This window comes from Haladaptatus rarus (assembly GCF_054177585.1).
The window spans coordinates 38,117-57,098 of sequence record NZ_JBPEHG010000023.1; the positions used below are offsets into that span (position 1 = coordinate 38,117).

The 18,982-nt window shown below is 58.9% G+C and carries 17 protein-coding genes and 2 pseudogenes; 10 read left to right on the plus strand and 9 right to left on the minus strand.

The annotated features are described in order from the left end of the window. Nucleotides 1-28 precede the first annotated feature (28 nt). Nucleotides 29-784, minus strand: a complete 756-nt coding sequence (locus ACR3FE_RS25430; RefSeq protein WP_458210644.1) for an IclR family transcriptional regulator — start codon at nucleotides 782-784, stop codon at nucleotides 29-31. Between the two features lie 996 nt (nucleotides 785-1,780). On the opposite strand from ACR3FE_RS25430, the gene ACR3FE_RS25435 reads away from it, so the two are divergent. Continuing rightward, nucleotides 1,781-2,566, plus strand: a complete 786-nt coding sequence (locus ACR3FE_RS25435; protein WP_458210645.1) for an SDR family NAD(P)-dependent oxidoreductase — start codon at nucleotides 1,781-1,783, stop codon at nucleotides 2,564-2,566. A gap of 7 nt (nucleotides 2,567-2,573) precedes the next feature. On the opposite strand, the gene ACR3FE_RS25440 is transcribed toward ACR3FE_RS25435, so the two are convergent. Then, nucleotides 2,574-4,001, minus strand: a complete 1,428-nt coding sequence (locus ACR3FE_RS25440; RefSeq protein ID WP_458210646.1) for a zinc ribbon domain-containing protein — start codon at nucleotides 3,999-4,001, stop codon at nucleotides 2,574-2,576. Continuing rightward, nucleotides 3,998-5,170: a thiolase domain-containing protein gene (locus ACR3FE_RS25445; protein ID WP_458210647.1), complete on the minus strand. Its 1,173-nt coding sequence runs from the start codon at nucleotides 5,168-5,170 to the stop codon at nucleotides 3,998-4,000. The genes ACR3FE_RS25440 and ACR3FE_RS25445 overlap by 4 nt, the downstream gene beginning before the upstream one ends. Before the next feature lie 85 nt (nucleotides 5,171-5,255). Between ACR3FE_RS25445 and ACR3FE_RS25450 the strand changes: the two genes are divergently transcribed. Next, entirely contained in the window at nucleotides 5,256-6,383 is a 1,128-nt protein-coding gene (locus tag ACR3FE_RS25450; protein ID WP_458210648.1) for an acyl-CoA dehydrogenase family protein, read from the plus strand. A 115-nt stretch (nucleotides 6,384-6,498) separates the two neighbouring features. On the opposite strand, the gene ACR3FE_RS25455 is transcribed toward ACR3FE_RS25450, so the two are convergent. Continuing rightward, nucleotides 6,499-7,308 (minus strand): enoyl-CoA hydratase/isomerase family protein, encoded by an 810-nt coding sequence (locus tag ACR3FE_RS25455; protein WP_458210649.1) that lies wholly within the window; start codon nucleotides 7,306-7,308, stop codon nucleotides 6,499-6,501. Nucleotides 7,309-7,552: 244 nt separating this feature from the next. On the opposite strand from ACR3FE_RS25455, the gene ACR3FE_RS25460 reads away from it, so the two are divergent. The 6 genes from ACR3FE_RS25460 to ACR3FE_RS25485 all read left to right on the plus strand — a co-directional run bounded on the left by ACR3FE_RS25460 (nucleotide 7,553) and on the right by ACR3FE_RS25485 (nucleotide 13,802). Next, nucleotides 7,553-8,005, plus strand: a complete 453-nt coding sequence (locus tag ACR3FE_RS25460; RefSeq protein WP_458210650.1) for a nuclear transport factor 2 family protein — start codon at nucleotides 7,553-7,555, stop codon at nucleotides 8,003-8,005. A 201-nt stretch (nucleotides 8,006-8,206) separates the two neighbouring features. Then, nucleotides 8,207-9,838, plus strand: coding sequence for a class I adenylate-forming enzyme family protein (locus ACR3FE_RS25465; protein ID WP_458210651.1), 1,632 nt, complete (start codon nucleotides 8,207-8,209; stop codon nucleotides 9,836-9,838). 251 nt (nucleotides 9,839-10,089) lie between these two features. Further along, nucleotides 10,090-10,851 carry an SDR family NAD(P)-dependent oxidoreductase gene (locus ACR3FE_RS25470; protein ID WP_458210652.1) on the plus strand — a complete coding sequence of 254 codons (762 nt, stop codon included), beginning with the start codon at nucleotides 10,090-10,092 and terminating at the stop codon, nucleotides 10,849-10,851. 230 nt (nucleotides 10,852-11,081) lie between these two features. Next, nucleotides 11,082-12,740 carry an AMP-binding protein gene (locus ACR3FE_RS25475; RefSeq protein ID WP_458210653.1) on the plus strand — a complete coding sequence of 553 codons (1,659 nt, stop codon included), beginning with the start codon at nucleotides 11,082-11,084 and terminating at the stop codon, nucleotides 12,738-12,740. Between the two features lie 40 nt (nucleotides 12,741-12,780). Beyond that, nucleotides 12,781-13,047: a hypothetical protein gene (locus tag ACR3FE_RS25480; RefSeq protein WP_458210654.1), complete on the plus strand. Its 267-nt coding sequence runs from the start codon at nucleotides 12,781-12,783 to the stop codon at nucleotides 13,045-13,047. Between the two features lie 293 nt (nucleotides 13,048-13,340). Then, nucleotides 13,341-13,802 carry a nuclear transport factor 2 family protein gene (locus tag ACR3FE_RS25485; protein WP_458210655.1) on the plus strand — a complete coding sequence of 154 codons (462 nt, stop codon included), beginning with the start codon at nucleotides 13,341-13,343 and terminating at the stop codon, nucleotides 13,800-13,802. A gap of 51 nt (nucleotides 13,803-13,853) precedes the next feature. On the opposite strand, the gene ACR3FE_RS25490 is transcribed toward ACR3FE_RS25485, so the two are convergent. Both ACR3FE_RS25490 and ACR3FE_RS25495 read right to left on the minus strand, forming a co-directional pair. Further along, entirely contained in the window at nucleotides 13,854-14,708 is an 855-nt protein-coding gene (locus tag ACR3FE_RS25490) for a 3-hydroxyacyl-CoA dehydrogenase family protein (protein ID WP_458210656.1), read from the minus strand. A gap of 207 nt (nucleotides 14,709-14,915) precedes the next feature. Continuing rightward, complete coding sequence (locus tag ACR3FE_RS25495; protein WP_458210657.1) at nucleotides 14,916-15,692, minus strand: enoyl-CoA hydratase/isomerase family protein; 777 nt, start codon at nucleotides 15,690-15,692, stop codon at nucleotides 14,916-14,918. A 148-nt stretch (nucleotides 15,693-15,840) separates the two neighbouring features. Here ACR3FE_RS25495 and ACR3FE_RS25500 point away from each other — a divergent pair, with 148 nt between their 5' ends. Continuing rightward, the gene (locus ACR3FE_RS25500; protein ID WP_458210658.1) at nucleotides 15,841-16,089 is read left to right on the plus strand and encodes an SWIM zinc finger family protein; all 249 of its coding nucleotides are present in this window, start codon (nucleotides 15,841-15,843) and stop codon (nucleotides 16,087-16,089) included. Nucleotides 16,090-16,152: 63 nt separating this feature from the next. Beyond that, nucleotides 16,153-16,599: a SprT-like domain-containing protein gene (locus ACR3FE_RS25505; protein ID WP_458210659.1), complete on the plus strand. Its 447-nt coding sequence runs from the start codon at nucleotides 16,153-16,155 to the stop codon at nucleotides 16,597-16,599. Nucleotides 16,600-17,425: 826 nt separating this feature from the next. On the opposite strand, the gene ACR3FE_RS25510 is transcribed toward ACR3FE_RS25505, so the two are convergent. From ACR3FE_RS25510 to ACR3FE_RS25520, 3 genes and pseudogenes are all read right to left on the minus strand, one after another. Then, on the minus strand, nucleotides 17,426-18,598 hold the full coding sequence (locus tag ACR3FE_RS25510; protein WP_458210660.1) for an RNA-guided endonuclease InsQ/TnpB family protein: 1,173 nt from the start codon (nucleotides 18,596-18,598) through the stop codon (nucleotides 17,426-17,428). Nucleotide 18,599: 1 nt separating this feature from the next. Continuing rightward, a pseudogene (gene tnpA, locus ACR3FE_RS25515) lies at nucleotides 18,600-18,863 on the minus strand (IS200/IS605 family transposase); the annotation flags it as partial. Between the two features lie 26 nt (nucleotides 18,864-18,889). Then, nucleotides 18,890-18,982, minus strand: a pseudogene (locus ACR3FE_RS25520) (IS1595 family transposase); the annotation flags it as partial.

Consider the following 18,982-nt stretch of genomic DNA (forward strand, 5'->3'; position numbering starts at 1 on the left):
ACGCGAGCAATCCGGTGACCTCGGTGAACTAGCCGTACGTGAGGTCGAGTTCGATGATGTTCGAGGCGCTGAGAAGACTATCTGGAATCGTCTCCTCGAACCGTTCTCCCCGCATACGGTTCGCGGGACCGCCGACGCTAATCGTTCCGATAACCTGCTGCTGCTGGATGATCGGTGCAGAGATCGCTCTCACGCCATCGACGAGTTCGCTCGTGTCCGTCGCGTATCCACGCTCCCGGATCTGCTCGAGTTCGTTCTTGAGCGTGGCGCGGTCGGTTATCGTCTTCGATGCGTAGGCGGAGAGTCCGTGTCGGTCGATGATCTCGTCGACGCGCTCTTCCGGAAAGTGGGCGAGCATGACCTTGCCGGCAGCGTTCGTATGCAGGGGGGTTCGACGTCCGGGATACGCCTGGAGGTTGACTGCGTTTTCCCCCTTTGCAACGTACAGCAGAATACCGCGGCCGCGCTCTTCAATCGAGAGACTCGCGTGTTCCCCCGTCTGGATCGCGAGTTTCTCGACCTGTGAGTGGCCAGCCTCGAACAAGGGGTGCTGATGGCGGGCACGAGCACCGATTTCGAGGAACCGGGTCCCGACCCGGTACTCTTTGTCGTTCTTGACGACCGCTCCGATCGATTCCAGGCTCCGGAGGTGGTCGTGAAGCGTACTTTGTGGCATCTCCATGTAGTCAACCAGATCCGTGAACCGCGCCCCGTTCATCTCGAGCAGTGCCTCAACTATTTTAAAAACCGTGATCGGGGTCTTCACCGGCATTCGGTCGGTCATGCTAACCATATACACGGCCCACCGGTATAAAAATATCCGATATAGTCGGAATAATTGCGTCTTCTCTCGCGAAGTCGGTTCTCCGCGCGAGTGGGGCCGAATAGCGTCTCTGAGACGGATATTCTCCTGGAGGTGTCAGGTTCGATTCCTCTCAACTAGCTATCGGAAATCAGTTTCCGGTTATCACAGCGATTGTTATATGTTAACAGTGCTCTCTAAAGTCCGGAATAACCGGATGAGCTGTAACCGTCGAAAATGCCAGGATACCTTTTCAAACCGCTTTAGGGATGGCAGAACGGTTTGCGGTCTCGGTATACTTTCCGAAATAACCGAATAATCGTCGAGCACCTGTAAATTACTAACATGCATAAAGGCAACCGCAGATGCGGCACTGTAGCAGTATAGCCATCCCACTCACGCTGTGAGGTCTGTGAACTATACCCACCTCCTATTACATTGCTATGCTTGTAATGAACAGGTAATACCGTCGGCCCTTTTTTCTCCGTCTGCAGCGTGAAAAGTAGTGGGCACCGCCCGGATTGCAGGGGAAAAGTCCTGACTGCTGAAGCATTCGAGATAGTCGGAAATACCGATTCTTATACCTGCATCGAAGAATGCGCTGCATACGCCCCCTTCGGTAGTCCTTCTTCCATTCGCCAATCAGGTTCCTCCTTGCACTCTGTCGACGAGGTTTCCGATTCAGGGGACCGAGAGACAACGCACACCCTGTTCTCCCCCGAAACACCAATCGATTGCAACAATTACGCCGGGGACTGGGACTGGCAAAACAGAGCGATTTGAAGGCCGGCTCTAAGGTTGGACAGAAGAATATTGACACGTCGACCAACCCCGAACCCTCACCGAAGTCAAATCTACAATCAACAATTATCGATTTCCGGAATGCTCGAACGGCGGGTGTCGACAGGTCACAGCGAGGTGCGCCACACCGCGCCCCAGATAGATTTAATGGCGTGTTCACAATAGGGTCAAGGGAACATGAAGACGGACGAGTTCGATATTCGCGGTTCGACTGCGGTCGTGACCGGGTCGTCCTCCGGAATCGGTCGGGCAATTGCCGAGCGATTCGCCCAGGAGGGACTCGAAGTGGTTGTCTGTTCCCGGTCACAGGAGCGGGTCCAAGACGTCGCCGACGTCATCAACGAACGCGACTACGACGGGGAGGCACTCCCCGTGGAGTGCGACGTGACGGACTGGGAAGCAGTCGAAGAACTCGTCGAGGCGACGACGGACGCGTTCGGCCCGATCGACGTCTGGGTGAACAATGCAGGCGCCAGTTTCGTCGCCCCGTTCGAAGATATCAGTGAAAACGGGTGGAAGACCATCGTCGACATCAATCTGCACGGCGCGTTCATCTGCGCCCAGGTGGTCGGCGAAGCAATGCGGGACAGAGGCGAGGGGATCATCATCAACATCTCGAGCGTGGCGGCCCGCGACGGAGCGCCAGGCATGTCGCACTATTCGGCCGCGAAAGCTGGAATGAACAATCTCACGCGAACACTCGCCTACGAGTGGGCCGAATACGGGATTCGAGTCAACGGCATCATGCCGGGGCTCATCGCGACGGAGGGCTTGGAGAGCCAAGAGGGAATCGGGGCGGACGACATCGACAGAGACGAGGTCGACAGACAGATCGGGATGCCAGCAGAGATCGCATCGGTAACGCAGTTCCTCGCGAGTCCCGCGGCGAGCTACATCCTCGGTGAGACCATCACCGCCGAGGGCGTACCGCGAATCCCGCGAACGAGCCATCACGAGGAGTGAGCGGTCCTTACTGGATCGGCCGCATCTTGAACCCGTACCGTGTCACCCCTTCCTGCGTGTAGATTCGCCGGATGGTCGGTTCCACCTCGTCACCAATGGCGACCTCTTCTGGTTCAACCTCAACGAACATCGCTGGAAGACTCGCCGAATCCCCCTTCGGACCCTCAAAGGCAACGGTTCCGGTCGCGTACGGCCCGGTACGCCCCTGTAGTTCGGCAAATTCCGGTGGCGCGCCGCCCTGGGAGATGACCGACACCGCCTCCACCTCACCGGTTCGCGAGAGTTCGACAGGGTCGTACTCCACAAGGCTGTTACAGTAGCTACACGCGCCGCGCGGCGGCATATTGAGCCGCTCACACGACGGGCATCGACCGGCCTTGAGCCGGTATCGCTGGGCGAGTGACCGATTCCAGGCAGGAAGACTGACGTATCCGCCGCCACCCTCGGGGGTCCCGCCGGTGATTTCCCCCCGCTGACGGAGGTAGGTCGCGTACTCGATGTCCTCACTGCCGTCAAGCGCAAGCGCCGTGGGTACCGTCTCGGCCGCATCAAGGACGACCGCCTGCGCGGTCGCACCCGACCCGGCAGCGACACCGACAATCCGTGCGGCATCGTCCTCGAGTGCACGTGCGAGGCTCAGCGGGACGCTCGCCGCGCCTGTATCACCAAGCGTATGCACCGTGGCGTGTGCGTTGAGCTGCTCACTAGAGACGGGGAGCGCCTCAGTGACCCGGTACGGTTGTCGTCCGTCCGTCGCCTGAACCGCTGCGGCGTCGATGGAGTCGAGGGGCACGTTCAACGCTTCCAGTGCCCCCGTAATCGTGTCGAGAAAAATCTGTCTGTCGAAGGAAGCGATGCCGACACCTTCGGTCCGTTCGCTTCCGCGTTTGCGGAACCGTGACCCGGCCGCTGATTCGGAGAACGAGGCAAACGACTCGACCGTAACGGGAGCGTCCGCAGTGAGCACGAACGCCGCAGCACCAGCACCAGCCCCCTGTTCGAGGGCCTGGTGGAGTTCACCGCGTGGTGCGTCGCTCGCAACGACGAGTACCGAACCGCTCTCGGCCCGCGCGCGACAGCCAGCCCGAAGCGCCCGAACGCCGGCAGTGAGCGAGCCGGTGAACAGGTCGGTCTCCGCTGTCTTCGGAACGGCCAGCATCTCCCCGAACCGGGGGAGGATGGCTTCTTCCTCGACGGGTGGGTTTGTCGTTCCGAACAGCACGTGACCGACGTCACTCCCAGAGATGGATGACGCATCGAGCGCACGCCGAGCCGCCTCGTACCCCATCGTGAGTACGTCTTCGTCCGCCCCCGGAACCGCCGTCGACTTGATACCACGCGCCTTGAACTGCCCCCACGTCTCCGCAATCGCTTCGCCAGTAAGTCGGCTGGTGGGTGCGTACGCGCCGACGCTGGCGATGCCCGGAGCACTCACGACGACCCCTCCCGTTCGAAGACGTGGACGGTCGCAGCGCCGCCACTGCCGCCGATGTTGTGCGCCAGTCCGACTGATGCGTCATCGACCTGTCTCCCGGCGGCCTTACCGGACAACTGCTCGAATACCTCGACGACCTGGCTAGCGCCCGTTGCGCCGATAGGATGTCCCTTCGACTTGAGGCCGCCGGACGTGTTCACCGGGAGTTCCCCCCCGAGTTCGGTCGCCCCACGTTCGGCGAAATCACCGCCGTCGCCGGGGTCACAGAAGCTCAGGTCCTCGTAGGCGATGATCTCGGCGATAGAAAAGCAATCGTGGACCTCAGCGAAGTCGAGGTCGTCCGGAGCGACGGCTGCTTCGCCGTACGCCCGCTCTGCCGCCATCCTGGTGGCGGGAATCGACGTGTACTGTTTCCGCTCGAAGAGTCCGAGACCGCCGCTCGAAGCGCCGACACCAGCGACTCTGATGGGGTCGTCGGTGAACTCATCGACGACATCTTCGGCCGCGACCAGGACGGTCGCGGCGCCATCCGACATCGGACAGCAGTGGTATAGACCGAGCGGCGCGGCGATGGTCGGTGCCGATTCGGCGTCGTCAAGCGTGCACTCGTGGTCCAGATGTGCGTGAGGGTTCTTCGCCCCGTTCGCGTGACTCTTGACGGCGACCTTGGAGAGTTGTTCCCTGGTCGTGCCGTACTCCTCCATGTGGACGCTCGCCATCTGCGCGAACACCCCGGCGAAGGTCGTCCCTGCCATCCGCTCCCACTCCATCTCGCCGCTGACGCCCAGCCAGTAGCGTGCTCGGTCTCTGCCGAGGTCATTCATCACCTCTGTCCCGCCCGCCAGCGCCACGTCCGCCATCCCGCTTCTGACCGCCTGAACCGCCTGTCGGACACTGTAGCCACTCGCTGCGCACGCGTTCTCGAGACGGACACTCGGAATCCCGTCGAGTCCCACGTGTTCGGTCACTGCCGGCCCGGGGAGACCGATCTGGCGACCACCGATGCCCACCATGCCGATGTACGCTTCGTCGATGGCGTCCTTCTCGATTCCCTTTGGCACGCTCTCGAGGGCCTCCTCGAACGCTGCTCTGAACAGCGATCGGTAGCCTTCGTCGGGAAACGCGCCGAAATCGCTCTGTCCGGCGCCAATCACATATGCATCGCGCATGGTTAGGAAGGTATCACCCGATACGTAAAAGTGACTCCCCCTCCCGATGGGTTTTTCATGCCGTCACCCGAAGCAAGCGCAACCCATGTTCGACCTCACTGCCGAACAGGAGATGGTCCTATCAGCTCTCGAAGACATTGCGACGGAGGAGTTCGCCGACAAGGCGTTCGACTGGCACGGCGAACCGCCTTGGGAGAACATCGAACTGCTCGCCGATCAGGGCTTTCTTGGTATCAACTTCGACGAAGCGTACGGCGGCGGTGGCATGTCGGAGTTCGAGGCCATGCTCAGCATCGAAGCGGTCGGCAGCGTCTGTCCCGATACGGCCGAAGTCCTCTACAACCAGCAGATGGTCGCTCCCCGCGCTATCGAGATGTTCGGCAGCGAGGAGGCGAAGGACAGGTACCTCCCGCCAGTCATCGAGGGCAAGGAGTTCATCGCTATCGCCATCTCCGAACCCGAGTCCGGGTCCGACGTCGGTTCGATGCAGACGAGAGTGAGCGACGACCTCGTTCTCGACGGCGAGAAGGTGTGGGTCAGCAACGTTCCGCACGCCGACGCAGCCGTCGTCTGGGTGAAGTTTTCGGAGGGCCTCGGGTCGGTCGTCATCGAGTTCGACTGGGACGGCGTCGAGGTTCAGGAACACTTTACCAATATGCACGGCGGTACCCAGAGTCAACTCCGGTTCGAGGGTGTGGACATCCCCGAAGAGAACGTCCTCACTCGTGGGAAGGACGCCTTCGTCGACCAGTTGAAAGCGCTCAACTGGGAACGACTCGGCTGTGCGACGCTGGCGAACTCCTTCGCACGGAATGGTCTCGAAAAGGCGCTCGACTACGCCCAGCAGCGAGAGCAGTTCGGGCAACCCATCGCGGACTTCCAGGGAATCGAGTGGAAACTAGCGGATATGCTCACCCAACTCGAAGCAGCACGACTGCTCACCTACCGCGCCGCGATCAACGCACACAGCCAGGGGCGGGTTCCCGACCGCCTCGACACCTCATTGGCGAAACTCTACTCGACAGAACGGGCGGAACGGATCGTCAGCGAAGCACTCCAGATTCATGGTGCGAACGGCTATCAGCAGGGCCACCCGCTCGAATACCTCTACCGACTGACCCGGGGCCGTCGCCTCGCTGCCGGCACCGACGAGATCCAAAAGAACCAGATCGCTGCTGTGATGAAAGAACACGGACTTCCGGATCTCGTCTGATTTCCTCCTTCAAGGGGACGACGGGGGCTCGAACGGAAATCCGAAGCAGACGACGGAGAGGCCGGGGATGGTCGAACCAATCGATTCTGTGGCAGTGACTGGGACGACGTTCGAGCTATTGCCCGGACCACTCGGGCTCTCGGTCGTCGAGGAAGGCGACGATGCCCTCGTCCTTGTCGTCAGTCGCAAAGAGCTGAACGAACAGTTCGGTTTCGTACTCGATGCCAGACGAGAGGTCCATCCGGGAACTCGCTTTCACCGCATCTTTGGCGTAGGACAACGTGAGCGGGCTGTTTTCTGCGATACTCTCGGTCAGGTCGCTGACCACATCGTCGAGCGGTTCGTCATCAGCCACCAGCTCGACGAGCCCCAATTCACGTGCTTCTCCGGCGGAAATCACGTCACCGGTCAGTATCAGGCGCATCGCCTGTCCCTCGCCGACGAGCCGGGGGAGTCGCTGGGTGCCGCCACCGCCAGGAATCAGGCCGAGTCCGACCTCGGGAAAGCCCAGACGGGCGCCCTCGTCGGCGACGCGGATGTCACACGCGAGGGCGAGTTCGAGTCCGCCACCGAGAGCGTGACCGTTGATTCGTGCCACGACCGGCTTCGAGAGCTCCGAAACCGCTTCGTAGACCTTCCGTCGCCGACTCCACTGGCGCTGTTCCACGACAGAGCGATCCCGCAAGTCGTCCAGGTCCGCACCAGAGACGAACGTTCCCGCCGTGTCCGACCCGGTGAGTACGACCGCACGGGCATCCGAGTCGTCGATGGCATCGAGAACCTCCTTTAACTCCGTTCGAACCTGCTCATTCATAGCGTTGCGCGCCGACGGTCTGTCGACGACGACGGTTAGGACGTGCTCGGCGGGGTCGTCAGTTCGGAGTTGAATCGTCTCACAGTCTACTGCGGTTTCGTTCGGCGTCATCGTCGGTACTGTCTCGATGGACGGTCAAAGAACCTTCCACGCGACGGCCATTCGAATACTCCATCGATGGGTCAGCTCACTCGAGATGAGAACCCTAACCCAGAGTGAGTGGCTGGGGGTTCTCAGGTGAACTGGCGTCGGAGCCGACTGACGGGAATCACAGGGGTGAACCCACACTCGTTCGAAATCGAGCGAATCGTACCTAACTTATTTATCGGTTGCCCGAATGAGACTAGTTGGCATCATGCAAGAAGTAGACGATCCTGGGGCGGTGCTCACAGTATCGAACCTTGTGCACTGTTACATGCGGCGGATGGACAAACACGACCTAGACGGCGTCCTCGAACTACTCTCCGAGGACTGTGCCATCGACTACGGCGACTTCGGCTTCTACGATGGTAAAGACGAGGTATCGGACTTCCTCGAGGGGTACATCGAGGGCGAAACCGGCATCCTCGACTCGTTCCACCTCGGCATCAACCCGTGGGTCGAGGTGGACGGGGACACCGCGACAGGCTACTGGCACTTCCTCGACCTCGGCCACGTCGAGGACATGGGCGCCGTCTGGCTCGCAGGGTTCTACGAGATCGAGTTCGAGAAGGACGGCAACGAGTGGTTCATCGACAAGCTCACCTACGATGCCAAGTACTTCTCGCCCTACGACGAGGGGTGGGTCGAGGAACCGATGGCGATCTGACTCCGGAACATCGGTTTTACCCGTTCCACATCCAGGAGATCACGGGGCTTGACTGCGCTGACCTATCCCTACGGGAACACACCTGCGGAACGCAGCAGCCCGCACGAGTACCGGTAACAGCACGTTCGAGGCTTCTCACCCGGACAAACGTGGAGCAGGTGGGCAAAAGTTTATACTGCCAGATTGCAACGAAAGATACGTATGGATTTCAATTTCGACCTCGGGATAGAGGATCAACAGTCCTTCATCGAACAATCCCGACACTTCAACGTGGGCGACCTGATGCGAAAAGCGGCGCGGATGTATGCTGACGACGTTGCCGTAAGCGAACCGGGACGTGAACTCACGTACGCCGAATTCAACGAGCGAGTCAACGCGCTGGCGAACTCACTCCTCAATCGGGGCTACGAGAAGGGCCAGGCCCGCGTCGCCGTCCTCGCCGAGAATCGAGGGGAGTACATCGAACCCTATTTCGCTGCCGCGAAGGTCGGCTTCCTCGTTCCTGCGCTGAACTGGCGGCTCGAGGAGGAGGAACTCGTCCACTGTGCGAGCCTCGTCGAACCCGACGTGCTCATCGTTTCCGAGCAGTATCGCGAGAAAGGAGGCTGGATCGAGGATGGACTCGACGACCCACCCGACATCATTCGCCTCGACGGGGACGGCGGCGACGACGATTACGAGACGCTGATTCAAGAGGGATCTACGGACGAACCGGCCCCTGAATACGAGGTCGACCCGGAACAGGGTCTCGTCGTGTTGTATACGTCAGGGACAACCGGTCGGCCCAAGGGCGTCGTCATCAGCCACCGGGCGTGGCTCGCCCGTGGCTACACGTACACCATCGACTGGAACCTCCAGAAAGGCGACGGCTGGATCGCATGGGCACCGCTGTTCCACATCATCTCGGCCGACGCGCTCCCGGCAGTGTTCTCTCTCGGCGGAACCTACTACGCGCCGAACGGGTTCGACACGGAGCGCATCGTCGACATCCTCTTGGAAAAAGACCAGGGTGGCATCGGGTGGTTGTTCCTGCTTCCCGGCGTCATCAACCAGTTCCTCGACTACCTCGACGAGAACGACATCGATGTCGAGGACATGCGTGAAATCCGTGAGATCGGTGCGCTCGTCGACCTCGTCGACCCAAAGAAGGTCAAGCGCGTGACCGAGAAGTTTGACATGCCGTTCACCAACTCGTACGGTGCGACCGAGGACGCGAACGTGCTCAGCGCGGGCAACAACATCCCCGTCGGCATCATGCCCGACGACGAGGATCTCGCGAAAGTCGAGTCCTCGTACGTAGATCTGAAACTGATAGACGAGAACTGGAACGAGGTTGAAGGGCGAGGGGAACTCGCGGCCCGCGGTCCCACCCTCTGTAGCGGATACATCAACAATCCCGAGGCCAACGAAGAAGACTTCAAGGACGGCTGGTTCCGAACCGGCGACATCTTCGTCTACAACGACGACGGGAGCTACAGTTTTATCAACCGGCGAAAATACCTCATCAAGAGCGGCGGGGAGAACATCTACCCCGCAGAACTCGAGAAGATACTCCTCCAGCACGAGGAAATCGAGGAGGCGACCGTCGTTCGCGTGTCCGACGAAAAATGGGGAGAGGTGCCTCGCGCCATCGTCAGCACGTACAACCCAGACGAAGTCGACACCGACGAACTCATGAATATGCTGAAAGACGGGCTGGCGAACTACAAGCTCCCGCACTACCTCGAAATCGTCGAGCCCGAAGACTTCCCCCGATCCGCGACCGGCAAGGTGGTTCGGGAGGAAGTCGAGGAGTGGGAAGTCGACAGCTCGAATCGAGTCCGTGAAGTCTGAGGAACCCGTCGGTTCGCTCTCTCGATCCGAACAATTTTGATCGATGGCACATCTCTCGCTCTCAAGCTCGAACATCTCTTCCGTTCGAGACATCTGTAACTAGAGTTGGGGGGCGCAACACGTGTCTTCCTGTCTATGTGGCCACCGCGTAGGTGCCTTAGAGCCTCTCTTCGTCCCATTAATGCACCGTCTCGACTTCGTCCACCCAAACTATTTTACTGCGTGATAACAATGAACAAACTGGATCTCACATGAGTAACTTGGTAGACGGTAAAGCAGCCGTCATTACAGGTGGCGCACAGGGTATCGGGGCAGCGACGGCGCGCAGATACGCCGAGGAGGGCGCCGACGTCGTGGTGGCCGACGTCAACGACGAGGGCGGTCAGGGAACCGTCGACGACATCGAGGACATCGGCGGTAACGCGGTGTTCGTCGAAACGGACGTCTCGGAGGCGAAAGACGTCCAGAACATGATTTCGACCTGCGTCGAGGAGTTCGGCGGCATCGACGTCCTATTCAACAACGCCGGCATCGACGGACCGCTAGATAACATCGTCGAGTACGACGAGGAGGGCTTCGACAGAGTAATTGACGTGAACCTCAAGGGAGTGTGGCTCGGTCTCAAGTATGGTATCGAGGCAATGTTGGCGGACAACGGAGGCAGCATCATCAGCACGTCGTCAATCGGCGGACAGGTGGCAGTTCCCCAGTACAGCGGCTACGGTGCGTCCAAGGCCGGGGTGAGCCTGATTACCAAAAGCGCTGCACTCGAGTTCGCAACCGAGGGCATCCGGGCGAACGCCATCGCGCCTGGACTCGTGGAGACGCCGATGGTCAACAACATCATGGAGGAGAACCCCGAGATGGAAGAGCAGTTCCGAAACATGGAGCCGATGGGCGGGCTCGCCCAACCGGAGGAGATCGCGAACTCCGTCCTGTTCCTCGGTTCGGACCTGGCGTCTCGCGTCACGGGCCACACGCTCGCCGTCGAGGGCGGATACTTGTCCCAGTAGCGTCCCGCCCACTCGGAGCGGCCGAACTGCGAGACTGTGGCGATGGCACAGCAAGTTGCAGGAGACGGCGAGTCGCGGTCAACTCGACCCTCCTCGGTTTTTTCGCGACATCTAGAATTCTCCGTTGAAACAGCCGCAACGAGACGCATCGTGGCGATAGCCGTGGCCCCCCGCCACACCGGATCGATCGTCGCTGATTATAAATGCTCACCCGCAGATATCTATCCACGATGCACACCTACGGTGATGTAGCCGATTTTACCCTCGAGTGGGAGGACCAGGAAGACTGGCTCTTGCCAACGGTGCTGGAGACACAGGCGGAAGAGCGCGCGGAGGAGACGTTCCTGCAGTGGGAGACGACCGAGGAGACGGTCAGTTTCGGTGAAACGAACCGTATCGTCAACCGACTCGCACACGGCCTTCGGGAAGCCGGGGTTGAGAAGGGGGATCATGTCCTGTTGATGCTCCCGAACTCGGTCGAGTACATTTATCTCTGGTTCGCTCTCAGCAAAATCGGGGCCGTGGAAGTCCCCGTCAACACGAGTTACAAGGAGGGGACGCTCACTCATGTCGCGAACCTCACTGAAGCCGAGTTCGGCGTCTTCCACGAGTCGTTCGTCTCACGGCTGCTGGACGTCCAAGACGAACTCGACTCGCTGGAGAGGATAGCCGTACTCGGCGGTGTCGAGGAGAGGGATATGGCAGATTCGGATCTTGACACCGTCGCGATGGACGACCTGCGTTCAGACGAGGAGTCGAATCCCGATGCAGCCCTGCACTTCGACGACGTCGCAGCGATCATCATGACCTCCGGGACGACTGGCCCCTCGAAGGCCATCCAGAAGACGTACTCTCACCAGTACTTCTTCTCGGAACAGTGCCGGAACCTCGTCGAGCTCACCGCGGACGACGTGTACATGACCGGGAATCCGCTCTTTCACAGCAATGCGCAGGTTCTCGTCGTGTTCCCGGCGCTCATCGCTGGCGCCAAGGTCTGCCTGTTCGAGAGCTTCAGCGCCTCGCGCTGGGTCGATCGACTCAACGAGACGGGCGCAACCGTCTGTAACTTCCTGGGGTCGATGATGGACTTCGTCTATCAGCAACCGGAACGCGACATCGACGACCAGAACGACCTCCGCTGCCTGTTTGCCGCGCCGACGGCCTATGGCATTCAGGACGAGTTTGAGGAGCGTTACGGAATCGAGTACACCTCGGAGGTCATCGGGACCACGGAGACCTGCATGCCAGTACTGGCACCATACGGGGTCGACCGGCCGGAGGGGGCGGCCGGGCTTCTCCTGGACGAGTACTTCGACGTTCGTCTGGTGGATCCTGAGACCGACCAACCCGTCGAAGCTGGGAGGATGGGCGAGTACGCCATCCGACCGTCGATTCCATCGATACTGACGCCCGGGTACTACGGCATGCCCGAGAAGACCGTCAAGGCGACGCGGAACTGCTGGTTCCACACTGGAGATGGCCTCCGTCGGGACGAGGACGGCTGGTTCTACTTCGTCGACCGGATGGGCGATACTCTCCGTCGCCGTGGCGAGAACATCTCAACCTACGACGTCGAACAGCCGATTCTCGAACACCCGGCGGTACGAGAGGTCGCCGTCGTCGGCGAGACGGCAGAGGAAGCGGGCGGCGAGGACGAGGTCAAAGCCTGGATTGTCTTCGAAGATGGCGAGTCGTGTACCCCCGAAGAGATCATCGAGTGGAGCAACGAACGGATGCCGTACTTCATGATACCGCGCTATCTCGAGTTCGTTGACGAACTGCCGAAGACGGAAAACGAGAAGATACAGAAGGCGAAGCTTCGGGATCGGGGCAATTCGGCGGACACCTGGGACTGTCTCGAGTCCGACATGACCATTTCGAAAGAATGACCCACTTCACTCCACCCGTGGTGAGGAACGAGAGCAACGCGTGTCGCCGCCCGCTTTCCAATCGATGATCGACGACAATCCAACCGAGGCCACTGACGACCTCTGGGACAGTGCGAACATGGGATTCAGGATGAACGGGTCGAACCCTCACGACCAACTCGGAAACCCGGCGGACTCTCATCTGTTCATCAAAGACCTCAACATCACATTCGAAACGCCCGATGGCGACATGCTCGAGGCGCATATCCGCACAGCGACCACTGGGCGAACCCCGGGACGAACGGCGCGATCCACAGCGGAATGGTGATGTTTTAGCTCGATACTGTGATGGGCATCACCCTACTGGCAGCGTCCGCGGATCGGTCGTTCGACTGCGGCCTGACGGTCAACCTCAACACTAACTTCTTACACCGGCGACGAGCCATATGACCCCTTGTTGAAATCGTCCGCCTCGGGTTCGCGAACGCTGTCGTCGCCGGGCGACTCGAAGACGCGGTTTCGAGAGACCCGATTGCTACCGCACAAGGCGTTTTGCGCCTCTATCCACCCGAAGAGTAGTTGCTGGCAAACTGTTAACAACCAGTGCTCCAAGAGCACAACATGGACGAGACGCAGCGACTCCGTCGGCTCGAAGCCCGAGAGGCAATCAAAGAACTGCGGGCGAGATACTGCTACTCCATCGACGAACAAGACTGGGATGCCTTCTACGACCTCTTCGTCGCGGACCCGACGCTTGATTTCGGCGGGATGGGCGTTTACGAGGGATCCGAGGGCCTCGCCCGATTCGCTCACCAGTTCGTCGAGGGGCAGCTAGAGAGGTCGGCTCACATGCTCTCGAACCCGATTCTCGACGTCGATGTCGACGGGAACCGGGCGACCGGTCGGTGGTACGTGGAATCCCCGATCACATTTTCCGACGGGAGCGGCGCGTGGCGACAGGGGTGGTACGAGGACGAGTATCGGTATATCGACGGCGAGTGGAAGATAGCGACCATCGAGATGCGGTTCGTGTACACCGCCGACTACGACGAGGGGGGGTGGAGCGATTTACGTCTTCGGTAAAGGGTAGTGGTGTAGCCGGTGTTCCGACGTTACTTTCGACTATCGCCGCGTTTACTCCTCGTCCCAGTCGTAGAACCCTTGGCCGCTTTTGACGCCGTAGTCGCCGGCCCGGACCATCTTCTTGACGTTCTGTGGCGGGCGATATACGTCGCTTCCGAGTTCCTCTGCAAGGTACTCGCCGACCTCCACGCGGACGTCCCAGCCGTTGTAATCGCCGAGTTTCAGCGGTCCCATCGGATGATTGTACCCTAGTTCCATCGCGGTGTCGATGTCTTCGGGCGACGCAACGCCCTGTTGAACCATCCGGGCGGCTTCCATCCCGAGAACCAATCCGAGTCGAGACGTGGCGAAGCCGGGGAAATCGTCCACGACGATGCTCTCCCGACCGAGATCATCCGCTAACTCTTCCGCTCGTCGGAGCGTTTCGTCGCTCGTGTGGTGGCCGGTCACGAGCTCGACGAGTTTCATCTTCACGGGTGGGTTGAAAAAGTGCGTTCCGATGACCCGGGACGGATGCTCGGTGGCGCTTGCGATGTCGGTGATCGACAACGACGAGGTATTCGACCCGAGAACCACGTCCGGTTCTGTTTGCTCGTCCAGCTCCTCGAAGACCGACCGTTTGATCTCCATCTCTTCAGGAGCAGCCTCGACGATGAATGACGCTGCAGACGTCACGTCCAACATGTCGGTCGTCCCAGTCACGTGGTCGAAGACGGTATCGGCGTCGTCGATGATGTCTCGCTCCTCGGCCTCTGTGAGGTTCTTGCGAATCGTCTCAAGCCCCCGATCGACGAGGTCGGAGTCTATGTCACGCAGGACGACGTCGTAGCCGTTCTGGGCTGCTAGCTGTGCGATACCGCTCCCCATAGTGCCGGCTCCGATGACACCGACAGTTCGTACTACCATAATATATCGTTCCAAGCCGAACTTATAACGTTTGTTGACATCGTGGCGGTGGCTTCTCGCCTTTTGGCCTTCCCACCCGTATAATTCGATCGACGCTCGCGAGTAGCGTCGTCTCCGTCCTTGGCGAACCGGTCGAGTAGACGGTCTCAACGTTCTGTACTGTGTTCTGACAGGGAGTGTGACGATTATCAAACGTCTCCGAGTGGGTCACGTCTCCCTATCGTAGTCCGGGTCGCGGTCCTCGCGTGCCGCCGAGACCGCTTCTTTGTGTTCCGGGTCGTTCACGCACTCCCACTGGTAGTCGGTCGCACGCTCGCAATGCTCCGCGAGGGAAGCGCCGTATCCCACGAGTCGATTCGTGTGACGGACGGCGGTCGCCGGGAGATCAGTAACCGTCCGTGCGAACTCCAGTGCTGTTTCGACGGCATCGTCGGCTGAACCACTAACGAGACCGACGCTCTCCGCCTCCTCCGCAGAGATTCTCTTACCGGTGAGGAGGTATTCGCGCGCTTTTGACTCGCCGACGAGTTTCGGGAGTAGCCACGCACCCCCGTCGCCGGGAACGAGACCGACGTTGACGAACCCCTCGCTCAGGTACGCGTCCGAAGCCATGTATCGAACGTCACACGCGAGCGCAAAATCGCAGCCAGCACCGATTGCTGGTCCGTTGACCGCAGCGACGCTCGGTTTCGCGAGGTCACGCAACTGTTGAATGACGTTCTGAACTTCGTGGAGAAAGTTAGCGTACTCCTCTTTTGACTGCTCTGTCCAGTCTGGCATGGCCGTCATGTCGGCACCAGTACAGAAACCGTCACCTGCACCTGTGAGTACGAGTGAATAGACTGTCTCATCGTCCCCTATTTTCCTGAGCGCGTCATTCAGCTCATCGATCATCGTCTCGTTGAACGCGTTGTATACGTCCGGACGGTTAAATGTCAGAGTAGCGATTCCGTCCTCAACTTTGTAGCAAATATGATCGTACACATAATATTCTTCTCATTGATGCGTCTTTGCAATTTCGGAAGGGAACCTATTCTAGCGCGCTAAACAATCCGCAGCCCTTGAAGCTGACGAGACGGTACAGAAACAGGCACAGGCCGAACAATTTTCCTTCGACGTCGATGCCCCCGGAATGGTCGAAGTCACCAACGAGAGCCACGAGAACCCTGCAGCCCACCAGTACACCGTCTCCATCGACGACGTGACTGACGAACTGATGGCCTGTACGTGCCCGCACCACGTCCATCGCAGCGCCTTCTGCAAGCATATGGCCGCCGTCGAAACCGCAACCGACGACGGGACGCTCGAGGAGTTCCCATCGGAGGACGATAACGAGACCGAACCCGAAGACTGCGACGGTCTCAACGGGTTCCCGTGCTAGCCGTGCGTGCGAACGGGACGAAAAGAACTGCCGAACTAACCACCGCTTCAGCCCTTTTTATCCATGACACGTCAAGTGACGTTCTCGGAGATCACCGACCAGCGAACGCTCACTGAAAGCTCGAACGCTACGACCGACGATACCCCTGAGACACCGACAGCCCTGTTCGACCGAGCACGACAGCACGCAACAAACGTAGCCGCCGAGCATTTCCCTGACCTGCCGGTCGAAACGATTGAGTGGGAGGTCTCACATCGAGCCCAACGACAGGCGGGCGTCACCAAGTACGACCCTGCAACAGAGGCAATCACAATTGCACTGACCTGGAAGGCTTACGAGAAGCATGGATGGGAACAATTCAGTTCCACCGTCCGGCACGAACTGATTCACGCATGGCAGTATCACGAGTTCGGTGACGCAGATCACGGGCGAACGTTCACCCGCTGGACGGACGCCCTCGACACCTCGCAGCACTGCGAGCGATTCATTGCACCGGCACTGTCTAGTTAAGTGATTCTGGGGTAGAGTGGCGTTTCAACGTCTCTACCGTGTGGAGCTAACGAATTACTTCATCTCATCACGACTAGAGTTTCGGTGAAGCAGTCGATTCCCGTCGTCTCACGATGCAGCCGATCTTATTATCAAAAATCAATTACTTACGATCAGTGCGAAAATCTTTTCAATCGTACCACTGTCACTTGGTTTTCCATATCTAGACAGTGCCATTGCACCCAAATGATGGCTTGTTTGCCTGGACTGAGGTGGTCGGATTGCCCAGTATCGACGCTCGAAAACCGTGCGCAACCCCGAGCAGTACAGCTGTAGCAAGTGCGGTGGGCCGATTCGCGTTGAGGAGGGCGACGGACACTGCTTGATTCTAGTTTAAGTAATTCTCGCGATAACGAGTAGATACGAGGAATATTTTCGCGAGTTGCAGTGTTCTGCGCGAGTATATTCTAACCTCTTGCTAATTTTGAGCTTGTAGTGGGTTAGTAGGTCATACTAACCTCCGTATTTCCATTTCTCTCCGGCTGGCGATAATTTACGATACTTTGCTTGGTAGTATTGGCGGTCACTCCGTGTCATTCGTAAATCTGCTCATCCGGACCCAAACGATATGACAGAATGGAGTCAATCGCCGTACGCAGTAGGCTCCGACACCGTAATCCAGCCGTCACTGCAACTTTAACGTGATACTGATTATATCGCAAGAGGCTACTCGAGCCAAACGCGGCAAACGTGAGATCGAATAGTATGGCCAGATATAACAACAATAAATAATTATTGTAGGGACATAATATGGATATCGTTTTACAGCATGTGACTTCTCCCACGACTAAAGTCGTGGGCTTCCCTCACTGAGGGTTAGGCCCACGTCGTCTGGGGAGTTCGCAGGTTCCATCTCACCGCTGGTTCCGTTGAGTACGACCTGCGTTTCGGGCTGAGCCACAACAGCCCCCACCGTCGATAGCGGACTCTGAATGTTCTTACCAACGGCTCGTTGACCGATGTTCGACGCACCATTCTTGTCAGCGTTGTCCTCCAACCCGCAGTCGTCACACTCCACCCGGCCCTGCACCTCACGATTCGTGTTCTGCGACCCACAGCGCCAACACGTCACCGACGTGTCGTACTCGTTCACGGGGATGCACTCCCGCCCGTTGAGATGGGACTTGTACGTGAGGATGTTCGCCATCTTTGCATACGGCATTTTGTGAGTCTTGTCGTTCACGTACCGTCCGTTGTCGTTGTCGAAGCGCAACCCAGTCATATCACCGAACACGATGACAGCGTTGCGTTCGCGAGCGCGGGCAACGAGGTTGTTCGCCACCTGATGCAACTCGTGTTCGACCGTTCGCGATTCCTTGTCACCGAGGCGCTCGATAACCTGTGCCCCCGAACGAACCTTTGCTTTTCCGATGGACTTTCGGAGTTGCTTGTAGTGTTCACGGACACGACGGACTTCTGCGCCGTGGAATTGCGTGTCTCGGTCGGAGAGGAACGTACTGACGGCAATCCACTTGGCACCCATATCGACAGAGAGTACGTCATCGTATTCGTCTGCGACGGCCACAGACCGCTTGCAGACGAGGTGGACGTACCACTCGCCGTCTCGGTGGACGAGTTCCGAGTCGCGGATGTACTCGTCACGGAGCAGGTGTGTGTCCTTCTCGGGGACGTGAACGGGCACCCAGATGCTATCACCCCGTTCTCGCTCGGGGTTGTAGACGGGAAGTTTGAACCACCACGACGAGAGGACAGTATCATCGTCGTATTCGATGGTGATGCAGTCGTTGCGGAGAACGACGGGTTGCTCGGTGTCCTCTCGTGGATTCTTGTTCGACCGGACTTTGCCCGCCTGTTGCTTGGTGGCAGAGTAGAGGTTCGCTTCATCGTCACCGTGAACGGAATCTTGGAACGCGGTGTATTCGCGTTCGACAAGACGGACTTTTTGCTCGGTGAGCGAGTGGAGTTTGATCCGTACCGTCGTGGTGACTTCGCGTTCCATCCTACTGTCCCGTCTGTGATTCGATGTATTGTTCGATGGCCTGACTCGATACCTCTCCCGCTGAGGAGACGAAGTACGAACGTGTCCACAGCGATGGGAGGCCAAAATCAAACTCCTCGCGGAGGGTGCGTGAGGTGTAGCCCTTGACCTGTTGGATGATTTTGTTCGGTGAGAGTTTGGGGTTGCCTGTGATGAACAGGTGTACGTGGTCTGGTTGGATTGCCAGTCGGAGGATGTCGAGATCGAGTTCGTCGGCTTTCTCCTCCGCTCATGTGTAGCACATTGTTGATTTCAGAGAGTCGCTTTGACAGCGTGTTTGAGTGCTTCTCGACCGGGTTTTCTGAAGAGTTCGCTGCGTAGCTGAAAGGCGCGGAGATACTGTGT

Coding starts and splice junctions, on each gene's coding strand:
- ACR3FE_RS25430 (WP_458210644.1), bottom strand. CDS start 784: ATGACCGACCGAATGCCGGTGAAGACCCCGATCACGGTTTTTAAAATA.
- ACR3FE_RS25435 (WP_458210645.1), top strand. CDS start 1,781: ATGAAGACGGACGAGTTCGATATTCGCGGTTCGACTGCGGTCGTGACC.
- ACR3FE_RS25445 (WP_458210647.1), bottom strand. CDS start 5,170: ATGCGCGATGCATATGTGATTGGCGCCGGACAGAGCGATTTCGGCGCG.
- ACR3FE_RS25450 (WP_458210648.1), top strand. CDS start 5,256: ATGTTCGACCTCACTGCCGAACAGGAGATGGTCCTATCAGCTCTCGAA.
- ACR3FE_RS25455 (WP_458210649.1), bottom strand. CDS start 7,308: ATGACGCCGAACGAAACCGCAGTAGACTGTGAGACGATTCAACTCCGA.
- ACR3FE_RS25460 (WP_458210650.1), top strand. CDS start 7,553: ATGCAAGAAGTAGACGATCCTGGGGCGGTGCTCACAGTATCGAACCTT.
- ACR3FE_RS25465 (WP_458210651.1), top strand. CDS start 8,207: ATGGATTTCAATTTCGACCTCGGGATAGAGGATCAACAGTCCTTCATC.
- ACR3FE_RS25470 (WP_458210652.1), top strand. CDS start 10,090: ATGAGTAACTTGGTAGACGGTAAAGCAGCCGTCATTACAGGTGGCGCA.
- ACR3FE_RS25475 (WP_458210653.1), top strand. CDS start 11,082: ATGCACACCTACGGTGATGTAGCCGATTTTACCCTCGAGTGGGAGGAC.
- ACR3FE_RS25485 (WP_458210655.1), top strand. CDS start 13,341: ATGGACGAGACGCAGCGACTCCGTCGGCTCGAAGCCCGAGAGGCAATC.
- ACR3FE_RS25490 (WP_458210656.1), bottom strand. CDS start 14,708: ATGGTAGTACGAACTGTCGGTGTCATCGGAGCCGGCACTATGGGGAGC.
- ACR3FE_RS25500 (WP_458210658.1), top strand. CDS start 15,841: ATGGTCGAAGTCACCAACGAGAGCCACGAGAACCCTGCAGCCCACCAG.
- ACR3FE_RS25505 (WP_458210659.1), top strand. CDS start 16,153: ATGACACGTCAAGTGACGTTCTCGGAGATCACCGACCAGCGAACGCTC.
- ACR3FE_RS25510 (WP_458210660.1), bottom strand. CDS start 18,598: ATGGAACGCGAAGTCACCACGACGGTACGGATCAAACTCCACTCGCTC.